Genomic DNA, 18,644 nt, shown 5'->3' with positions numbered 1-18,644 from the left:
ATCCGCGGGCAAAAACCGTGATACGCCTTAAAGATTGAGCGCCTGCCTGAGGCTGAGGGCCTCGCCGCCGCGCAGGTCGAGATCGGCCTCGATATGGCCGATGTGATGCAGCATCAGCGAGGTCGCCTTGTCTACATCGCCTTTTTCCAGCGCGTCGAGAATGTCGGCATGCTCGTTGTGGCCGCAGCTCGACACGCCGCTTCGACCATAAAGCGCGATCACCAGCGAGGAGCGCGCGACCAGCTCGTCCATGAATTTTTCGAGGATCGCATTGCCGGCGACCTTGGCCAGCATCAGGTGGAAATCACCCGAGGCCTTGATCTCGGCCCGTCTGGCGACGGCCCCGCGGTCGGCCTTGTGGCGCTCTTCCTCGTCCAGATGCCGGCGAAAATCGGCGAGGTCCTGCGCCGTGATGCGCTCGGCTGCCGCAGAGACGATGCCGGTCTCGATGAGCCGGCGGGACGCAAAGACCTGGCGCGCCTCCTCCGGCGTCGGATTGGAAACGAAGGCGCCGCGATTGCGCTCCGTCGTCACCAGGCCTTCAAAGGCAAGCATCTGCAGCGCATAGCGCACCACCGTCCGGCTGACGTCGAACAGCGTGCCGACCTCGGCTTCGGACAGCTTTGTGCCGGGCGACAGGCGTCGATCGACGATCGCGTCGCGCAGAGAATCCCGGATGCCACGCGCGCGATCTTCCTGATTGGCGTCCATCACCGGGCGAATTTTCTGCGGCAGGTCCATGTCTCTCTTTCCGTTTCCTGCCCCTCTTTTAACGCCAAGCAAGACAGAAGAGAAGCGGACAGCCGACCAATTCAGTCTTTTGATTGCATACAATATCTATGATCGATTGAACACATTCGCATAGAATTTGTGCATACACCGCCCATAGTTTTTGCAAAGTGACATATATCGCCGGGAAGAGCGACCGCGAGGACCATCGCCCACGCGGCATTATCGAACTGGCACGGCTCCTGCATATCCAGAGGCGCAGGAATGAGGGGCCAGTCATGACGAAAGCAGCAGACATCGACATCGCGGCAGTTTCCAAGGTCTATGGAAACACCACCGCCGTCCATGCGATCAGCCTGAAAATACCGGCCGCCACCTATTGCTGCCTGCTCGGTCCCTCCGGCTGTGGCAAGACCACCACACTGCGCATGATTGCCGGCCACGAGAATATTACGACCGGCGACATCCTGCTCGGCAACACGATTGTCAACGATCTGCCGCCGGCCAGCCGCGGCACGGCGATGATGTTCCAGTCCTACGCGCTGTTTCCGCATCTCGACCTTGTCGACAATGTCGCCTTCAGTCTGAAGATGAAGGGCATGGCCAAGGACGAGCGCCGCCGCGAAGCGCTGGAAATGCTGAAGCTGATGCAGCTGGAGCCTTACGCGACCCGAAGACCGGCGCAATTGTCCGGCGGTCAGCAGCAGCGCGTTGCTCTGGCACGCGCCCTGATCACCAAGCCGGAGGCCCTGCTGCTCGACGAGCCGCTGTCGGCGCTCGATCCGTTCTTGAAGATCCGCATGCGGGCAGAGCTGAAGAAACTGCAGACCTCGCTCGGCATCACCTTCGTGCATGTGACGCACAGCCAGGAAGAGGCGATGGCGCTGGCAGACATCATCGTCGTGATGAATGACGGCCGGATCGAACAGGCGGCACCGCCGCGCAAGATCTTCGAGAAGCCGGCGACGGCTTTCGTCGCCCGCTTCATGGGCAATCACAACATCATTACCGGTCGGCTTGTCGGCAAGTCGGACGACGAGGTGACGATCGAACTGCCGGGCGGCATGCGATTCTTCGCCCCGGGGCTCGTGCCGCACGCCGAAATGACCGCCGATATCGCCGTCCGCATCGACCATGTCCGCGTCGGCGAAAGCCCGATGGCCGGCTTCGGCTTTACCGGCATCGTGTCGAATATCGAGGATCTCGGTGCAACCGTGAAGATCACGGTCAGCGCGCCGGGTCTGGAGGACTTCACCGTGGTGATGGGCGACGCGGCATTCTTCGCCGAACCCTTCAAGATCGGCGATGCCGTACCGCTTTCGTGGTCACCGTCCGATGCCATCGTGCTCGGCCGGGTCAAACAATAACAACCCAGAAAAATCGCAAGAGGAGAACAGCGCATGACTGAGAAGACAGAAAAGACCGCGGCGATCACCCGCCGCTCGCTCCTGAAGACCGGCGCCGCAGCAGCCGGTCTCGCCGCAGGCTCCGGTGCCATCACCGGCTTCCCGACCATCTGGGCCCAGTCCAACATCACGCTGCGCCAGTTCGGCACCGGCGTGTCGAACATCAACGCGATCGCCGACCAGTGCAAGAAGGACCTCGGCATCACGCTGGAAATGACGGCAACGGATTCCGACGCCGCAGCCCAGCGCGCCGTCACCCAGCCGAATTCCTACGACATCGCCGATATCGAATACTGGATCCTGAAAAAGGTCTATCCGACCGGCGTCATCCAGCCGATGGATGTCAAGAAGCTGACCAATTACGACAAGGTCGTTCCGCTGTTCAAGAACGGCAAGCTGAAGTCCGACAGCGTGATCGCCCAGGGCACGGCGCCGCACACTGTCGGCTTCGTGGATGACCAGGCGTCCAAGACCTTCGCCGATCATGAGACCGAATGGTTCACCATGATGCCGACGATCTACAACGCCGACACGCTGGGCATCCGTCCGGATCTCGTCGGCCGCGAGATCAACAGCTGGGCCGACATCCTCGATCCGAAGTTCAAGGGCAAAACGGCCATCCTCAACATTCCCTCGATCGGCATCATGGATGCCGCGATGATCATGGAAGCCGCCGGCAACATCAAATATGCCGACAAGGGCAACATGACCAAGGACGAGATCGACAAGACGATCGATTTCCTCATCAAGACCAAGCAGGATGGCCAGTTCCGCGCCTTCTGGAAGTCCTTCGACGAGTCGGTCAACCTGATGGCATCCGGCGAAGTGGTGATCCAGTCGATGTGGTCGCCGGCCGTTGCCGCCGTCCGCTCCAAGGGCATTGCCTGCAAGTTCCAGCCGCTGAAGGAAGGCTACCGCTCCTGGGGCGGTGGCCTTGGCCTCGCCTCGCATCTGAAGGGCGCCGAACTCGACGCAGCCTATGAATATATCAACTGGTACACCTCCGGCTGGGTCGGCGCCTACCTCAATCGCCAGGGCTACTACTCCGCCTGCATGGACACGGCCAAGAAGTTCATGTCCGACGACGAATGGGGCTACTGGATCGAAGGCAAGCCGGCCAAGGGCGACATCCTGTCTCCCGAAGGCAAGGTGATGGAAAAGGCCGGCGCGGTGCGCGATGGCGGCTCCTTCGAAGAACGCATGGGCCATGTGGCCTGCTGGAACTCGGTCATGGACGAGGACCGCTACATGGTCCGTCGCTGGAACGAGTTCATCGCCGCATAAGGTGCCAATCTTGATCCCCTCCCCGAAAGGGGGAGGGGCTTTGCCGCACCTCGCCGAGCGCGACATTGGGGCGGTCGATCAAGGCCCGGTTTCCCCCATGGGGGAAATCGTCGGCGGGCCAGAGGAGGCTCGCTTGCCGTAGCCTCAACAGAGAGCAAGGACAGATCATGACGACAGTGCGCTTCATCGGTGTCGACCCGCATAAGCCGAAGCGGCAGATCCGGGTACCCGGCTGGCTCGCCTCCTATCTGCAGGCAACGCCGCTCGCGCTGATCCTCGGCGCCTTCCTGTTGCTGCCGATCCTGATGATCGTCACCGTCAGCTTCTGGGACTATGATTTTGCCCAGATGTATCCGGGCTTCGTCACCTTCAACTACACCGAGACGCTCGGCTCCTGGATTACCTGGAAGACCTATCTCAACACCTTGAAATATGCCGCCATCGTCTGGGCGATCACCCTCTTCATCGGCTTCTGGGTCGCCTATTTCCTCGCGTTCCACGTCCGTACCGCCGCAATGCAGAGCATCCTGTTCCTGGTCTGCACCGTACCGTTCCTGACGTCGAACATCATCCGGATGATCTCCTGGATTCCGGTACTCGGCCGCAACGGCCTGATCAACAGCGCGCTTGTCGGCACAGGCATCATCAGCCAGCCGGTCGAATGGCTGCTCTATTCCGATTTCGCCGTGGTGCTGGCCATGGTCCATCTCTACACGCTGTTCATGGTGACGCCGATCTTCAACACGATGATGCGCATCGATCGGTCGCTGGTGGAAGCGGCGCGAGACGGCGGCGCCACCGGCTGGCAGATCCTCACCAATGTCATCATTCCCCTGTCGAAGCCCGGCATGGCGATCGGCACGATCTTCGTCGTCACGCTGGTCATGGCCGATTTTTCCACCGTGCAGGTAATGTCCGGCGGGCAGAGCGCCTCGGTGGCACTGATGATGAAGAACCAGATGTCGCTGCTGCAATATCCGGCTGCCGCCGCCAATGCGGTCGTGCTCCTGATCCTGGTGCTGCTGATGGTTGCCGCCATCCTGCGCGTCGTCGACATTCGCAAGGAGCTCTGACATGCACCGTGAAAAACGCCCCCGCGAATTCTACGTACTGGCAGCCTTCTTCGTGCTCTTCGTGCTGTTCCTCTATGGCCCACTGTCGGCAATCGTCATCCTGTCCTTCCAGGGCGAGAACGGCGGCCTGACCTTCCCGCTGAACGGGGTGTCGCTGCACTGGTTCGCCAATCTCTTCGAACGCCAGGCGGTCGGCGATTTCGGCGGCTCCTTCCGGCGATCCTTCGCCCTCGGGCTGATGGTGATGGTGACGACGGTAATCGTTTCCCTGCTTGCCGGCCTCGCATTCCGCCGCAAGTTCAGGGGCGCCACCTCGCTGTTCTACCTGGCGGTCGCCAGCCTCGTCGTGCCCTCGATCATCATTTCGCTCGGCATCGGCGTGCTGTTCAGCCAGCTCGGCTTGCAACCCGCATGGTATTCCTCCGCCTTCGGCGCGCATCTCACCTGGACGCTGCCCTTCGGCGTGCTGATCATGTTTGCCATCTTCAACCGCTTCTCGCCGTCCTACGAGGAAGCCGCCCGGGATCTCGGCGCCTCGTCCTGGCAAAGCTTCTTCCACGTCGTGCTGCCGATCATCCTGCCGTCGCTGATCGGCGTCGGTCTGTTCGGCTTCACCCTGTCCTATGACGAATTCGCCCGCACGCTCCTAACCTCCGGCGCCTACAACACCCTGCCGCTCGAGATCTACGGCATGACGACCAACGTCACGACGCCGGTACTCTATGCACTCGGCACTGTCACCACGCTGTTCTCCTTCCTGGTGATCGGCGGAACTCTGGCGGCGATCATCCTGATCAGCCGGCGCCGCATCAGCTCTTGAGACACGACATGAAGATTGCCGTCATCAACCCCAACACCACCGCATCGATGACGGCGACGATTGCCGATGCGGCACGTCGCGTGGCCAATAGCGGGACCGAGATCCTCGCCGTCACCTCCTCCATGGGACCCGTGTCGATCGAGGGCTATTACGACGAGGCGCTTGCCCTGCCCGGCCTGTTGCTGGAGATCGCCAGGGCCGAGCGTAGCGGAGCCGAGGCGGCGGTAATCGCCTGTTTCGACGATACCGGCCTCGATGCGGCGCGCGCACTGGCCACCATACCGGTGCTCGGCATCTGCGAAGCGGCCCTTGCGACCGTTTCCTTCATCGCGCAGCGCATCACCATCGTGACGACCATGGAGCGCTCCCGGCTGCCGATCGAGCACCTTGTGCATCGCTACGGCATGGTGGGCCGGGTGAAGGTGCGCGCTGCCGACATCCCGGTACTCTCGCTGGAAGATCCGCACTCCGATGCCCGCGATCGGCTGCGCGGCGAAATCGCGGCTGCCCTTCGCGACGATCGCGCCGAGGCGATCGTGCTCGGTTGCGCCGGCATGGCCGATCTTTCCCATGCCCTGTCGACGGAATTCGGCGTGCCGGTGATCGACGGCGTTGCCGCTGCGGTCAAGCAGGCCGAAGGCCTTGTTACCCTTGGACTTTCAACCGCAAAACGCGGCGCCTATGCCACTCCGGTAAATAAGCCCTATATGGGAGAGCTTCAGGGGTTTGCCCCGGCACAAATCTGAGGGGAACAGGCATGGGTCAAAACGAGGTTCGCGTCCTCGATCTGGCAGAGATCGAGACGCTGGTCGGCTGGGCCGTCGAAGAAGGCTGGAATCCGGGATACGAGGATCCGGCCGCATTTCAGGCAGCCGATCCGCGAGGATTTCTTGGCTGTTTCGTCGATGGCCGGCTGGTCGCCGGCATTGCAGCCATCGCCTATGACGATCACTACGGCTTCATCGGGCTCTATATCTGTCGGACCGACATGCGCGGCAAGGGCCACGGACGTCGTGTCTGGGATGCCGGCATGGAGCGGCTCGGCGACCGAGTGATCGGCCTCGACGGCGTCGCCCCTCAGCAGGCCAACTACCAGACAATGGGTTTCGAGACACTTTATGAGACGGTTCGCTGGTCGGGACTGTCCACCGGGCCGGATCATGAGCTGGTCCAGTCGGTCCGCCATCCGACCACAGACGATCTGCCGGCCATAGAGGCACTGGATCGCCTTTATTTTCCGGCACACCGCTCAGCCTTTCTGCAGACCTGGATCGGCGAGCACCGCATCGCCTATCTCGCCGAAAGCCGCAGCGGCATCGACGGCTACATCGTCATTCGCCGCTGTCGCGACGGTTACAAGATCGGACCGTTGTTTGCCGCCAGCGAAGAGGTCGCCTCAGGGCTTCTGCAGGCGGCACTTTCCGTGCACCCCGGCGAAGTCATGCATATCGACGTACCGCGCCATCAGGAAAGCCTGACCCGGGAACTGGACGCGCTCGGCTTTGCACCCGGCTTCACAACCGCCCGCATGTATCGCGGTGAGGCACCGGATACCGACCTTTCCGGCGTCTATGGCGTCACCACCCTCGAGCTTGGCTGACGGCGACGGACAATTTTCCGACAGTGGTTGCGCTTCCCGCGTTGCCACCTCGCCCTAGGTCAGTATCAATGCGGTCCAAGCAAAACCGAACGACCGGTTGAACCGAGCGGCGCTGCCGGACGTTACGCATCATCACACACTTCAATAAGCGCGTGCCCTCTGTGGTCTGCAGCTTGAAAACTCAAAGACAATCCGACGGACGGAGCTCGAAATGGACAACCTTGGCAAGGTCGAACAGGAACACTCGCGAACGCCCTTGGCGGGCGAAGGACAAACAGACGGGCGGGTCCACACCGCTCCGGTCTCCTTCAAGGTCAACGGCAAACAGCAGGACCTCGATCTGGACACGCGCACCTCATTGCTCGACGCCCTGCGCGAACATCTGAAACTGACCGGCACGAAAAAGGGCTGCGATCACGGGCAGTGCGGCGCCTGCACGGTGATGGTCAACGGCCGGCGGATCAATTCCTGTCTGTCGCTTGCCGTGATGCATGACGGCGACGAGATCACCACGATCGAAGGGTTGGGCACACCGGACGAGCTGAGCCCGATGCAGCAGGCCTTCATCAAGCACGACGGCTATCAGTGCGGCTACTGCACGCCAGGCCAGATCTGTTCCGCCGTCGCCGTCCTCGAGGAGATCAAGGCCGGCATCCCCAGTCATGTCACAGGCGACCTGCTGGCCAGGATGCAGATCAGCGACGACGAGATCCGAGAACGGATGAGCGGCAATATCTGTCGCTGCGGCGCCTATGCCAACATCCTCGACGCCATCAACGAAGTAGCGGGAGAAGACGCATGAGGGCTTTCACCTACGAAAAGGCCGCATCCGTCGAAGCGGCAGCCAAAGCGGCAGCCGGCAATGCCGACGCAAAATTCATCGCCGGCGGCACCAATCTGCTGGACCTGATGAAGCTGGAGATCGAGGCGCCCACGCATCTGATCGACGTCAACGGCCTGCGGCTCGATACCATCGAGCCGACGCAAGACGGCGGCCTCCGGATCGGGGCGCTGGTGCGCAATACCGATCTGGCGGCCGACGAGCGGGTGCGCCGCGACTACGGCCTTCTGTCGCGCGCCCTGCTGGCAGGAGCCTCCGGCCAGCTTCGCAACAAGGCAACGACGGCTGGCAATCTGCTCCAGAGAACCCGCTGTCCCTATTTCTACGATACCAACCAGCCCTGCAACAAGCGCAATCCCGGCAGCGGCTGTGCCGCACTGGCGGGCTTCTCCCGTCAGCATGCGGTCATCGGCGTCAGTGATGCCTGCATCGCCACGCATCCCAGCGACATGGCGATCGCCATGCGGGCACTGGATGCGATCGTCGAAACCGTCAGCGCAGATGGTTCGACCCGCCGCATTCCGATGGCAGACTTCCACTGTCTGCCCGGCGACACGCCGCATGTGGAGACCGTCTTGCGGCCGGGTGAACTGATCACGGCCGTCACCCTGCCGGCCCCGGTCGGCGGCAAGCAGATCTATCGCAAGGTCCGCGACCGGGCCTCCTATGCCTTCGCGCTGATTTCCGTCGGCGCAATCGTGCAGCCGGATGGCAGTGGCCGTGTGGCCGTCGGCGGCATCGCCCATAAACCCTGGCGCGTGGAGGAGGCCGAATCCGAACTGGCGCACGGCGCAAAAGCAACAACCGCGATCCTGCTGAAGGGCGCACGCCCCACGGAACAGAACGCCTACAAGGTCACGCTGGTCGAGCGCACGCTCGCCGCGGTCCTTTCAGAAGCGCGAGGCTGAGAGATGAAGTTCGAAAAACCCGCAAGCTCCAATCCCATCGACAAGATGTCGATCGTCGGCAAGCCCGTGAACCGCATCGACGGCGCGCTGAAGACGAGCGGTCTTGCACCCTATGCCTTCGAGCAGCACGACGTGGTGGGCAACCAGGCCTATGGCTACATCGTCGCGGCACCGATCGCCAAGGGTACGATCACCGCCTACCATCTCGAAACGGCCAAGGCGGCACCCGGTGTTCTCGCGATCGTCACGGCGGAAAATGCCGGCACGATCGAGGTCGGTGATTTCAACACAGCCAAACTGCTGGGTGGACCGAAGATCGAGCATTACCACCAGGCGGTCGCCGTTGTCGTTGCCGACACATTTGAACAGGCCCGCCACGCCGCTGGCCTGGTACGGATCGACTACAACCAGGACCAGGGCAAGTTCGACCTTGCCAGCGAGAAGGGTGCAGCAAAGGTTTCGGATGAGGATGAGGGCACGGCGGTCGGCGATTTCGACGGCGCGTTCGCGCAAGCCGCAGTAACGCTCGACGCTACCTACACGACGCCGGATCAGTCACATGCGATGATGGAGCCTCATGCTTCGCTTGCCGCATGGGAAGGCGATAAACTGACCGTCTGGACCTCCAACCAGATGATCGCCTGGGCGCACGGCGACATCGCCAAGACGCTCGGGCTGGACAAGGAGAACGTGCGCGTCGTCTCGCCCTATATCGGTGGCGGTTTCGGCGGAAAGCTGTTCGTGCGCTCCGATGCCATCCTGGCGGCGATCGGTGCGCGGGCGGCCGGACGACCGGTCAAGCTGGCCCTGCCGCGGCCTGTCATCTTCAACAACGGCACCCACCGGCCGGCGACGATCCAGCGGATCCGCATCGGCACCGAAAAGAGCGGCAAGATTACCGCAATCGCCCATGAGAGCTGGAACGGCAATCTGGAGGACGGCTCGCTCGAGACCGCTGTCCAGCAGACCCGGCTGCTTTACGCCGGCGAGAACCGGATGACGATGATGAAGCTCGCGCATCTCGATCTGCCGGAGGGCAATGCCATGCGGGCGCCCGGTGAAGCGCCGGGATTGATGGCGCTCGAAATCGCCATCGACGAGATCGCCGAAAAGGCCGGCATCGATCCTGTCGAGTTCAGGATCCTCAACGACACCCAGGTCGATCCGGAAAATCCCGACCGTCCGTTTTCACAGCGCCCCTTCGTCGAATGCATGCGCAAGGGCGCCGAGCGGTTTGGCTGGAACGACCGTCCTCGAACGCCGGCCAGCCGCCGCGAGGGGCGCCACCTGATTGGCATGGGCGTCGCAGCCGCCTTTCGTAACAATCTGCTGTTGAAATCCGGCGCGAGAGTCAAGCTCGACAGCAAGGGCGTGGTCACCGTCGAGACCGACATGACGGATATCGGCACTGGCAGCTATACCATCATCGCCCAGACGGCGGCAGAGATGCTGGGTGTCCCCCTCGACCAGGTCGACGTCAGGCTTGGCGATTCCCGCTTCCCGGTATCGGCCGGCTCCGGCGGCCAGTTTGGTGCAAACTGCTCGACCTCGGGGGTCTATGCCGCCTGCATGAAGCTGCGGGAGGCCGTCATCCGCAAGGTCGGCTTCAACTCCGATGACGTCGTCTTCGAAAACGGCGTGGTCCGCTCCGGAAGCCGCTCCATCCCGCTCGGGGAAGCCGCCGGCGAGGGCCTCAGCGAAGAGGACGCCATCGAGTGGGGCGATCTGGACGAGACCTACCAGCAATCGACCTTCGGTTCGCATTTCGTCGAGGTTGCCGTCGACGCCTTTACCGGTGAGACCCGCATCCGGCGCATGCTGGCGGTCTGCTCGGCCGGGCGCATCCTGAACCCGAAGACGGCCCGCAGCCAAGTCATCGGTGCCATGACCATGGGTGTCGGCGGTGCGCTGACGGAAGAACTGGCCGTCGATACGAACCGGGGCTTCTTCGTCAACCATGACTTAGCCGGCTATGAAGTTCCCGTGCATGCCGACATCCCCCGCCAAGAGGTCATCTTCCTCGATGACGTCGATCCGGTTTCTTCGCCGATGAAGGCAAAGGGCATCGGCGAACTCGGCCTTTGCGGTGTCGCAGCCGCCGTGGCCAACGCGATCTACAACGCAACCGGCGTTCGGGTGCGCGACTATCCCGTCACCCTGGACAAGCTGATCGAAGGCCTGCCGGAAGTGGCCTGAACACCGTGCCGTCTCCTTACCTCGTAAAGGAGGCGGCACTGCTTCTCCCCACACCGGATATCGTGCAGGTGCGGCACGCCATGCGCCCGGCCCCAAAGGGACCTTGCACCTGCAATGCGGTGCGGGGATGCTTGCCCGTACGGCGGAACTGCTTATGCTGCCACGCATCAAGATCCCATCCGACCGTGATGCCACGCTTTTCTGGAGTTCTCCATGCCGTTCGATCCTGTCCTCACAGCGCTTGCCGAAGATGCGAAATCCTGGCGCCGCACCATTCACCAGTTTCCGGAATTGCTGTTCGACCTGCCGAAGACGGCCGCACTGGTGGCGGAAAAGCTGAAGGAATTCGGTGTCGACGAACTGGTGGAGGGCATCGCGACTTCGGGCGTTGTGGCCGTCATCAACGGTTCGAAGGGAGCAGGCAAGACGATCGCGCTCCGCTGCGACATGGATGCGCTCCCGATGTCGGAACAGACCAATCTGGCACATGCCTCGAAAGTGCCCGGCATGATGCATGCCTGCGGCCATGATGGGCACACGGCCATGCTTCTGGCGACGGCAAAGCGCCTTGCCGACACCCGGGATTTCACCGGCAAGGTCGTGCTCGTGTTCCAGCCGGCGGAAGAAGGCGGTGGCGGCGGCCGGGTGATGATCGAGGAAGGCGTGCTGGAGCGCTTCGGCATCGACGAAGTCTACGGCATGCACAACGAGCCCGGCCTTGCCATCGGTTCGTTTGCCATCCGCAGCGGCCCGATGATGGCCGGCGGCGACCGCTTCATCGTCACCATCAACGGCAAGGGCGGACATGCCGCCCAGCCGCATATGAGCCACGACCCGGTCATCGTCATGGCGCACATGATCACGGCCCTGCAGACGATCCCGTCGCGTTTCACCAACCCGTTCGACCCGGTCGTCGTATCGCTCACCTTCGTCGAGGGCGGCAGTGACAAGGCGCTCAACGTCATTCCGGCCGCGATCCGCGTCGGCGGCACGATCCGCACCATGCTGCCGGAAACCCGAAAGGCGGTGGAAGAGCGGTTCCGCGACATCGTCACGACAACGGCCAGGCTGTTCCAGTCTGAAGCCGAGATCGACTGGCGACCGGGCTATCCGGTCACGGTCAACGATCCGGACAAGACCAGGGTCGCGGTCGCGGCCGCCAGCCGCGTTGCCGGCGCCGGGCAGGTCGATGCCGATTGCCCCCCGACCATGGGGTCGGAAGACTTCTCCTACATGCTGGAAAAGCGCCCGGGCGCAATGATCTGGATCGGCAATGGCGACAGTGCCGACCTTCACAACCCGGCTTACGACTTCAACGACGATGCCATCGTGCACGGCGTCAGCTACTGGCTGTCGCTTGTCGATCAGCAGCTCGGACAGTCCGCATGACCGAGCAATCAGATGTAAAGCTCACCTATGCGGAGCTCGTTGGACTGCTGGAAGCGATCTTTCTGCGCCACGGCGTGTCGGGAGATGCGGCCAGGGTCCTGGCCGCCAATTGCGCGGCCTGCGAGCGCGACGGCTCCTTCAGCCATGGCATCTTTCGCATGCCGGGCTACGTCTCGACCCTGAACAGCGGTTGGGTCGATGGACAAGCCCTGCCACTGGTCGAGGATTGCGCCCCCTCCTTCGTCCGCGTCGATGCAAAGGGTGGATTTGCCCAGCCGGCGCTGGAAGCAGCCCGCCCTCTGGTCCTGGACAAGGTGAAGCAAAACGGCATCGCCGTTCTTGCCATCCGTCGCTCGCATCATTTCAGCGCCCTGTGGCCGGATGTCGAGCCTTTTGCCGAACAGGGACTCGTCGCGCTGAGTTTCGTCAACAGCATGGCCTGCGTCGTGCCGCAGGGCGGCAAGAAGGCGCTGTTCGGCACCAACCCGGTAGCCTTTGCAACGCCACGAAAGGGCCGTCCGCCCTTCGTCTTCGATCAGGCGTCGAGCGCCATTGCCCATGGTGACGTGCAGATCGCAGCCCGCGAGGGCCATGCCCTGAAGCCCGGTCAGGGCGTTGATCGCGACGGCCAGCCGACGACCGATCCGAAAGCGGTTCTCGACGGCGGCGCGCTTCTTCCATTCGGTGGCCACAAGGGCAGCTCGATCGCCTTGATGGTGGAAATCCTGGCAGCCGCGCTGACAGGCGGGCACTTCTCCTGGGAGTTCGACTGGAGCGCGCATGAGGGGGCACAGACGCCGTTTACCGGGCAACTGTTCATCATCATCGACCCGGAGCGCGGCGGCAACGCTTCCTTCGAGGCGCGCGTCTCGCAGCTCTGCGACATGGTGTTGGAAGCGGGACAGGATCGCCTGCCGGGCGACCGGCGCCATGCGATCCGCGCCGTGGCCGAGAAAGACGGCATCCCGCTCAAGGGCGAGACATATGCGAGGCTCAAGCAATTCGCCGAGGGCTGAGGCGGGGCAAAGGAACGCCAGATGCGCACGACCAAGGTCATCCATGTCGTCAGCTGTCACGCCGAGGGCGAAGTCGGCGACGTGATTGTCGGCGGCGTGCTGCCGCCGCCGGGCGATACGCTCTGGGATCAGTCCCGGTTCATCGCCCGCGATGAGACATTGCGCAATTTCGTGCTGAACGAGCCCCGCGGCGGGGTCTTCCGCCACGTCAACCTGCTGGTCCCGCCAAAAGATCCGCGCGCCCAGATGGGCTGGATCATCATGGAGCCGGCCGACACCCCGCCGATGTCCGGCTCCAACTCGATCTGTGTCTCGACCGTCCTGCTCGACAGCGGAATCATTCCGATGCAAGAGCCGGTAACGAAGATGGTGCTGGAGGCGCCGGGAGGACTGGTGGAGGTCACGGCCGACTGCGCAAACGGCAAGGCGGAACGGATCACCGTGCGCAATGTGCCGTCCTTTGCCGACAGGCTCTCGGTGCCGCTGGAGGTCGAGGGCCTGGGCACGCTGACGGTCGATACGGCCTATGGCGGCGACAGCTTCGTCATCGTCGATGCGGCAAGCCTCGGCTTTGCCGTCACGCCGGACGAAGCTCGCGAGATCGCGGAGACCGGCATCCGGATCACCAATGCGGCGAATGAGCAGATCGGGTTCACCCATCCGGAAAATTCGGACTGGAATCATATCTCGTTCTGCCAGATTGCCGGCCCCCTCACCCGCAAGGATGGTCATCTGACCGGTGCCAATGCCGTCGTCATCCAGCCAGGCAAGATCGATCGCTCGCCCACCGGCACAGGATGTTCGGCGCGGATGGCGGTTCTGCATGCCAAGGGGGAGATGAAGGTCGGTGACACCTATCTGGCCCGCTCGATCATCGGCTCGGAATTTCGTTGCAGCATCGACGCTTTGGCAAGGGTTGGCGAACGCGACGCGATCTATCCGCTGATCTCCGGCCGCGGCTGGATCACCGGCACCCACCAGTTGATGCTCGACCCGGCAGATCCCTGGCCGGGCGGCTACCGGCTGTCCGACACATGGCCCCGGATCGGCCGGTAGGCGGATGCGTCAGGTGCGATGAAAACGCCGGCCCTCTGCGGGCCGGCGGATCCCGGCCGAAGGTTACGCCTCGGCGAACAGCGTCTTGGTATAATACTGCTCGGCCGGCATGGGATCCTTCACCGTGCCGAAGGTCTTGAACATGTCGTTGAATTGGGTCAGCCACTTTTCGACCGTGCCGTCTTCGTTGAACGTGTTCAGATCCGCGCTCGACAGCATCTTGCGGCTGCGCGCCACCTTCTCGGTCGCCTCCTTCGGTGCCTTGAGGAAAGCGGTCGTCAGCTCGATCGAACGATCGAGATTCTCGATGCGGTAGTCCATCGCCTTCTTCATCACCTTGAGGAAGCTGACGACAAGCTTCGGGTTCTTCTCGACGATGTCGTTGCCGGCCACATAGGTGTTGATGAAGGAGGTATCGGGGAAGAAGTCCTTGTTGCCGACCAGTTCGTTGAGATCCGGCACGCGCGCCTTGATCGCGTCGATCAGCGGATACCAGATGCCGGCGGCATCGATCTGCTTGGCGGCAAAGGCGGCCACCACCGTGCTCGGGTCCATCGGCACCATCTCGATGTCCTCGACGGTCATGCCGGCTTTCGCGAGGCCCATGCGCAGGATCATGTCGCCCGACGTGCCCTGGGGCACCCCAACCTTCTTGCCCTTCAGCTCCTCGACCGACTTGATGCCCGACTGGGCGATGATGCGGTCGGAAAAGCCGATATCGTTGACGCCGATCACCTTGGCGCGGCCGCTGGCCGGCAGCCACAGCGCGCCGGGACCGATGGTGCCGAAATTCAGGCTTCCGGCCCCCATGGCCTGGATCTGGATCGGCCCGTTGGTGAAGACCTTCAGGCTCGGCGACAGGCCTTCGGCATCCCAGAGCTTCTGGTCCTCGGCAATGGCAAAGACGCTGGCATTGGGAAAATCGGCTATATAGCCGATGCTGAGGTCGTCGGTGGATGCCTGCGCCGGGCGCATGGCCGGCAAGGTGCCGGCCGCGGCAAGCGCTGCGGTCGTCATCATCAGGTTACGTCTCGTGATCATGGTGTTCCTCCTCCTAGAGTTTATGTCACTGCGATGCCGGGTGATACACAGAGCGCCAGACCTCGTTTCTGAGCGCCGCGAACTCCGGTGAAAGCCGCATCTCCTCCGTCCTCGGATAGGGCAGTTCGACCGGGATGATCTTGTGCAGGCGGCCGGGCCGGGCCGCCATGACGATGACGCGGCTCGCCAGGAACACGGCTTCATCCACGTCATGGGTGATGAAGACGACCGTGCGGCGCTCTTTGCTCCACATCGCCAGCAACTGGTCCTGCAATTGCACGCGGGTCAGCGCGTCGAGCGCGCCGAAAGGTTCGTCCATCAACAGGATCTTCGGATTGACCGCATAGGCGCGCGCGATCGCGCAGCGCTGCTTCATGCCCCCCGACAGGGTCTTGGGCAGCGATTCGGCGAAATGCGTCAGCCCGACGAGTTCGATGAAGTGATCGGAAATGCGCCGACGCTCGGTTTTCGGGTGGCCGGCGATCTTCAGGCCGAACTCGACATTTTCCCGTACCGTCAGCCAGGGAAACAGGGCATATTGCTGAAAGATCACGCCACGCTCGGGGCTCGGGCCGCGCACCTCGACGCCATCGACCGTCACCTTGCCGGAGGTGGGCCCGGTCAGGCCGCCGGCGATGTTCATCGCCGTCGATTTGCCGCAGCCGGACGGGCCGACGACCGTGATGAATTCCCCGTCCTCGATATCGAGCGACAGGCTTTCGAGCGCGGTAAAGCGCGTGGCGCCGAGGTCAAAGACCTTCGAGACATTCTGAAAGGAAATCTTGGGGGTCATAGGCGCTCCTGCCAGGACGTCAGGACATTGTCGGTGGCCATCACGATCCGATCCATGATCAGGCCGAGCACGCCGATGGCAATGAGGCTGACGAAGATGGTGGGCAGGTCGTAGTAGAGCTGGGCCTGCTGCATGCGAAAGCCGAGACCGGACTGGGCGGCGATCAGTTCGGCGGCCACCACGGTTGCCCAGGACGAGCCGAGCCCGACGCGCACACCGACCATGATGTAGGGCACCGAAGCGGGGATCACCACACGCCGGAAAATGGTGAAATCGCCGGCCCCGAGCACCCGGGCGGCATTGATCATGGTTCGATCGACGCTGATCACGCCCTGATAGGTCGCGATGACGCTGGACAGGAAGGCGGCGAGGAAGATGACGAAGATCTTCGGCGTTTCCTCGATGCCCATGGTGACGATCGCAAGCGGGATGATCGCAAGCGGCGGAATGGTGCGGAAGAACTGGACATAGGGTTCGATGATGCCCCGGGCAACACGGTACCAGCCCATCAGGAAGCCGACCGGGATAGCCACCAGAATGCCGAGAATGAAACCGGCAAGGACCCGGCCAAGGCTGGCAAGCGCATCGTCAAGCAGCGTGCCGTTTGCGGCCAGTTCGAATGCCTTGCCGGCAACCGCCATGGGTGTCGGCAGCCCGACGACCCCGGTCGCCGTGACGGCCGCCCACAGGGCAATGCCTGCCGCCACCGAAACGATGTTGAGGCCCAGCATGCCGAAGGTACCGACGGAAAGACCGGATCGGCCGGCGCTTGGCGTGATAGGACTGTCCGACATCAGCGGTCTCCCCCGGTCGGCATGACCGGCCAATGCATCCGCCGTCTCGAAGGCGCGCTCATCGTGCACCTGCCATGACGTCGCGCGTGCGGTAATTGGACTCGATCAGCCAGTCGCGCATCACGTCGAGAAGCTCGCGCTTGCGATCGAGATAGGCCGGATCGCTCCAGAGATTGCGGACTTCCTTGGGGTCGTTTTCGAGATCGAACAGCTGGCCATCCTCGGACCCCTTGAAGTGCACGAGCTTCCAGGTGTCGCTGCGCACACCGGTCATGAATTCCGTACCGCCGGCCATCGCCACATCGCCCATCTGCTCGCAGAACACGTGGGTGCGCGGGGTCCAGTCCCCGGTCTCCAGCGCCGATTTGAGGCTGCGCGCCTCGAAGCTCTCGGGTGGCGTGATCCCGGCATATTCGAGGATGGTCGGTCCGAGATCGAAGAGCTGGCAGAGACCGTTCAGTTCCCGTCCGCCTTCGAAGCGGCCCGATGTGGACCAGATGATGGTCGGCACGCGCGTGACGATGTCATACATCGACCATTTCTGAATCAGGCCATGTTCACCCAGGCATTCCCCGTGGTCGGAGGTGAAGATGACAATGGCATCGTCCAGATAGCCCCGTTCTTTCAGGCTGGCCAGCAGTTCGCCGACCTTCTCGTCGATCAGGGTGACATTGCCCAGATAATGCGCCCAGAGCCGGTGCATCTGGTCGGGCGTCGGGTCCAGGCTCCAGACGACGGAATCATGATCGACCTCGACATCGTGCTGACGCTTGTCCTTCAGCTCCTGATGGAGGCTGTCGAGCTCTTCCCGGGTCGGCTGCGGCAGCGGCAGGTCATTGCACTCGAGATAAGGTTTGGTATAGCGCGCCGGCGGATCGAAGGGCGGATGCGGACCTGGAAAACCGACCTGCAGGAACAGGGGCTCGGTCGGCGGATAGTTCTCGACCCACCACTTGGCCATGTTGCCGACAAAGGCATCGGAATGCAGGGCTTCGGGCAACTCCCAGTCGAAGGTGCCGAGCCGATCCCGATAGTCCGGCAATTGGCGATAGGTCTCGCGCTGCTGCTTCACCAGGCCATTGGCGGCCAGCGCCTTGTCCCATTCGTCGAAATAATAGCGCCCCTCCATATAGCGGTCCTTGTTTTCCACCACATAGCGCTCGTGGAAACCACTGTCGGAATTGTAGGGAATGGTGTGCATCTTGCCGACATTGACGCAACGATAGCCGGCGTCCCGCAGCTTCTCGACCCAGGTGTGCTGCCATTTCTGGCCATTGGCGAGCACACCGGTTGTGTGCGGATAATAGCCTGAAAACAGACTGGCGCGGGACGGTACACAGCTCGGTGCGGTGATGTGACAATCGGTCAGCGTCACGCCGTTTTCAGCCAAACTGTCGAGATTGGGCGTGACAGCATAGGGATAGCCGAGTGCCGCGATCGAATCGTAGCGCTGCTGGTCGGTCATGATGAGAATGATATTGGGACGCTCCGCCATGCACTCCTCGCTCCCCATAGTCTGCAACACGTTTTCTGCGCCCGGCACTCATTGAGAGCGGTCAACGCAAAAAGAATGCCTTCACCAAAAAAACTCTGGAAATCAGCGCCGCCAGTCTCTCCGATGCGGCCACCAACTTGTCCTCCGGGCGAATTGATGGCATAAAGTTAGCGCTAACGCAACGCTAACTTATCAAAAATCAA

The 18,644-nt window shown here is 62.5% G+C and carries 17 protein-coding genes; 12 read left to right on the top strand and 5 right to left on the bottom strand.

Going from position 1 to position 18,644, the window contains the following annotated elements; all coding sequences use genetic code 11:
- Positions 1-27: 27 nt before the first annotated feature.
- Positions 28-741 carry a GntR family transcriptional regulator gene (locus J2Z17_RS22045; protein WP_209948342.1) on the bottom strand — a complete coding sequence of 238 codons (714 nt, stop codon included), beginning with the start codon at positions 739-741 and terminating at the stop codon, positions 28-30.
- A gap of 266 nt (positions 742-1,007) precedes the next feature.
- On the opposite strand from J2Z17_RS22045, the gene J2Z17_RS22040 reads away from it, so the two are divergent.
- From J2Z17_RS22040 to J2Z17_RS21985, 12 genes are all read left to right on the top strand, one after another.
- Positions 1,008-2,096, top strand: a complete 1,089-nt coding sequence (locus J2Z17_RS22040; protein WP_209948341.1) for an ABC transporter ATP-binding protein — start codon at positions 1,008-1,010, stop codon at positions 2,094-2,096.
- A 33-nt stretch (positions 2,097-2,129) separates the two neighbouring features.
- A complete protein-coding gene (locus J2Z17_RS22035; RefSeq protein ID WP_209948339.1) occupies positions 2,130-3,419 on the top strand; it encodes an ABC transporter substrate-binding protein in 1,290 nt (429 codons plus the stop codon).
- A gap of 167 nt (positions 3,420-3,586) precedes the next feature.
- Complete coding sequence (locus tag J2Z17_RS22030) at positions 3,587-4,492, top strand: ABC transporter permease (protein ID WP_209948337.1); 906 nt, start codon at positions 3,587-3,589, stop codon at positions 4,490-4,492.
- A gap of 1 nt (position 4,493) precedes the next feature.
- A complete protein-coding gene (locus J2Z17_RS22025) occupies positions 4,494-5,312 on the top strand; it encodes an ABC transporter permease (protein ID WP_209948335.1) in 819 nt (272 codons plus the stop codon).
- Between the two features lie 8 nt (positions 5,313-5,320).
- Positions 5,321-6,058 carry an aspartate/glutamate racemase family protein gene (locus tag J2Z17_RS22020; protein ID WP_209948333.1) on the top strand — a complete coding sequence of 246 codons (738 nt, stop codon included), beginning with the start codon at positions 5,321-5,323 and terminating at the stop codon, positions 6,056-6,058.
- A gap of 11 nt (positions 6,059-6,069) precedes the next feature.
- Positions 6,070-6,912 (top strand): GNAT family N-acetyltransferase, encoded by an 843-nt coding sequence (locus tag J2Z17_RS22015; protein ID WP_209948331.1) that lies wholly within the window; start codon positions 6,070-6,072, stop codon positions 6,910-6,912.
- A gap of 211 nt (positions 6,913-7,123) precedes the next feature.
- Positions 7,124-7,714 carry an aldehyde dehydrogenase iron-sulfur subunit PaoA gene (gene paoA, locus J2Z17_RS22010; RefSeq protein ID WP_209948329.1) on the top strand — a complete coding sequence of 197 codons (591 nt, stop codon included), beginning with the start codon at positions 7,124-7,126 and terminating at the stop codon, positions 7,712-7,714.
- Entirely contained in the window at positions 7,711-8,661 is a 951-nt protein-coding gene (locus tag J2Z17_RS22005; RefSeq protein WP_209948327.1) for an FAD binding domain-containing protein, read from the top strand. The genes paoA and J2Z17_RS22005 overlap by 4 nt, the downstream gene beginning before the upstream one ends.
- Positions 8,662-8,664: 3 nt before the next feature.
- Entirely contained in the window at positions 8,665-10,857 is a 2,193-nt protein-coding gene (gene paoC / locus J2Z17_RS22000) for an aldehyde oxidoreductase molybdenum-binding subunit PaoC (RefSeq protein ID WP_209948325.1), read from the top strand.
- 213 nt (positions 10,858-11,070) lie between these two features.
- Positions 11,071-12,246 carry a M20 aminoacylase family protein gene (locus J2Z17_RS21995; protein ID WP_209948323.1) on the top strand — a complete coding sequence of 392 codons (1,176 nt, stop codon included), beginning with the start codon at positions 11,071-11,073 and terminating at the stop codon, positions 12,244-12,246.
- A complete protein-coding gene (locus J2Z17_RS21990; RefSeq protein WP_209948321.1) occupies positions 12,243-13,262 on the top strand; it encodes an Ldh family oxidoreductase in 1,020 nt (339 codons plus the stop codon). The genes J2Z17_RS21995 and J2Z17_RS21990 overlap by 4 nt, the downstream gene beginning before the upstream one ends.
- A gap of 21 nt (positions 13,263-13,283) precedes the next feature.
- Entirely contained in the window at positions 13,284-14,318 is a 1,035-nt protein-coding gene (locus J2Z17_RS21985) for a trans-3-hydroxy-L-proline dehydratase (protein WP_209948319.1), read from the top strand.
- A gap of 63 nt (positions 14,319-14,381) precedes the next feature.
- Here J2Z17_RS21985 and J2Z17_RS21980 read toward each other — a convergent pair whose 3' ends face one another.
- The 4 genes from J2Z17_RS21980 to J2Z17_RS21965 all read right to left on the bottom strand — a co-directional run bounded on the left by J2Z17_RS21980 (position 14,382) and on the right by J2Z17_RS21965 (position 18,441).
- Complete coding sequence (locus J2Z17_RS21980; RefSeq protein ID WP_377300244.1) at positions 14,382-15,356, bottom strand: aliphatic sulfonate ABC transporter substrate-binding protein; 975 nt, start codon at positions 15,354-15,356, stop codon at positions 14,382-14,384.
- A 28-nt stretch (positions 15,357-15,384) separates the two neighbouring features.
- Positions 15,385-16,152, bottom strand: coding sequence for an ABC transporter ATP-binding protein (locus J2Z17_RS21975; RefSeq protein WP_209948315.1), 768 nt, complete (start codon positions 16,150-16,152; stop codon positions 15,385-15,387).
- Complete coding sequence (locus J2Z17_RS21970) at positions 16,149-16,883, bottom strand: ABC transporter permease (protein ID WP_377300245.1); 735 nt, start codon at positions 16,881-16,883, stop codon at positions 16,149-16,151. The genes J2Z17_RS21975 and J2Z17_RS21970 overlap by 4 nt, the downstream gene beginning before the upstream one ends.
- 121 nt (positions 16,884-17,004) lie before the next feature.
- Entirely contained in the window at positions 17,005-18,441 is a 1,437-nt protein-coding gene (locus J2Z17_RS21965; protein WP_209948311.1) for a sulfatase family protein, read from the bottom strand.
- Positions 18,442-18,644 lie beyond the last annotated feature (203 nt).

The organism is Heterorhizobium halophytocola (genome assembly GCF_017873095.1).
In the GTDB taxonomy this organism is placed as follows: domain Bacteria; phylum Pseudomonadota; class Alphaproteobacteria; order Rhizobiales; family Rhizobiaceae; genus Allorhizobium; species Allorhizobium halophytocola.
Note: the sequence above shows the minus strand (reverse complement) of the source record. Positions and strands in the feature narration are given on the sequence as shown.

Coding starts and splice junctions, on each gene's coding strand:
- J2Z17_RS22045 (WP_209948342.1), bottom strand. CDS start 741: ATGGACCTGCCGCAGAAAATTCGCCCGGTGATGGACGCCAATCAGGAA.
- J2Z17_RS22040 (WP_209948341.1), top strand. CDS start 1,008: ATGACGAAAGCAGCAGACATCGACATCGCGGCAGTTTCCAAGGTCTAT.
- J2Z17_RS22035 (WP_209948339.1), top strand. CDS start 2,130: ATGACTGAGAAGACAGAAAAGACCGCGGCGATCACCCGCCGCTCGCTC.
- J2Z17_RS22030 (WP_209948337.1), top strand. CDS start 3,587: ATGACGACAGTGCGCTTCATCGGTGTCGACCCGCATAAGCCGAAGCGG.
- J2Z17_RS22025 (WP_209948335.1), top strand. CDS start 4,494: ATGCACCGTGAAAAACGCCCCCGCGAATTCTACGTACTGGCAGCCTTC.
- J2Z17_RS22020 (WP_209948333.1), top strand. CDS start 5,321: ATGAAGATTGCCGTCATCAACCCCAACACCACCGCATCGATGACGGCG.
- J2Z17_RS22015 (WP_209948331.1), top strand. CDS start 6,070: ATGGGTCAAAACGAGGTTCGCGTCCTCGATCTGGCAGAGATCGAGACG.
- paoA (WP_209948329.1), top strand. CDS start 7,124: ATGGACAACCTTGGCAAGGTCGAACAGGAACACTCGCGAACGCCCTTG.
- J2Z17_RS22005 (WP_209948327.1), top strand. CDS start 7,711: ATGAGGGCTTTCACCTACGAAAAGGCCGCATCCGTCGAAGCGGCAGCC.
- paoC (WP_209948325.1), top strand. CDS start 8,665: ATGAAGTTCGAAAAACCCGCAAGCTCCAATCCCATCGACAAGATGTCG.
- J2Z17_RS21995 (WP_209948323.1), top strand. CDS start 11,071: ATGCCGTTCGATCCTGTCCTCACAGCGCTTGCCGAAGATGCGAAATCC.
- J2Z17_RS21990 (WP_209948321.1), top strand. CDS start 12,243: ATGACCGAGCAATCAGATGTAAAGCTCACCTATGCGGAGCTCGTTGGA.
- J2Z17_RS21985 (WP_209948319.1), top strand. CDS start 13,284: ATGCGCACGACCAAGGTCATCCATGTCGTCAGCTGTCACGCCGAGGGC.
- J2Z17_RS21975 (WP_209948315.1), bottom strand. CDS start 16,152: ATGACCCCCAAGATTTCCTTTCAGAATGTCTCGAAGGTCTTTGACCTC.
- J2Z17_RS21970 (WP_377300245.1), bottom strand. CDS start 16,883: ATGCTGGGCCTCAACATCGTTTCGGTGGCGGCAGGCATTGCCCTGTGG.
- J2Z17_RS21965 (WP_209948311.1), bottom strand. CDS start 18,441: ATGGCGGAGCGTCCCAATATCATTCTCATCATGACCGACCAGCAGCGC.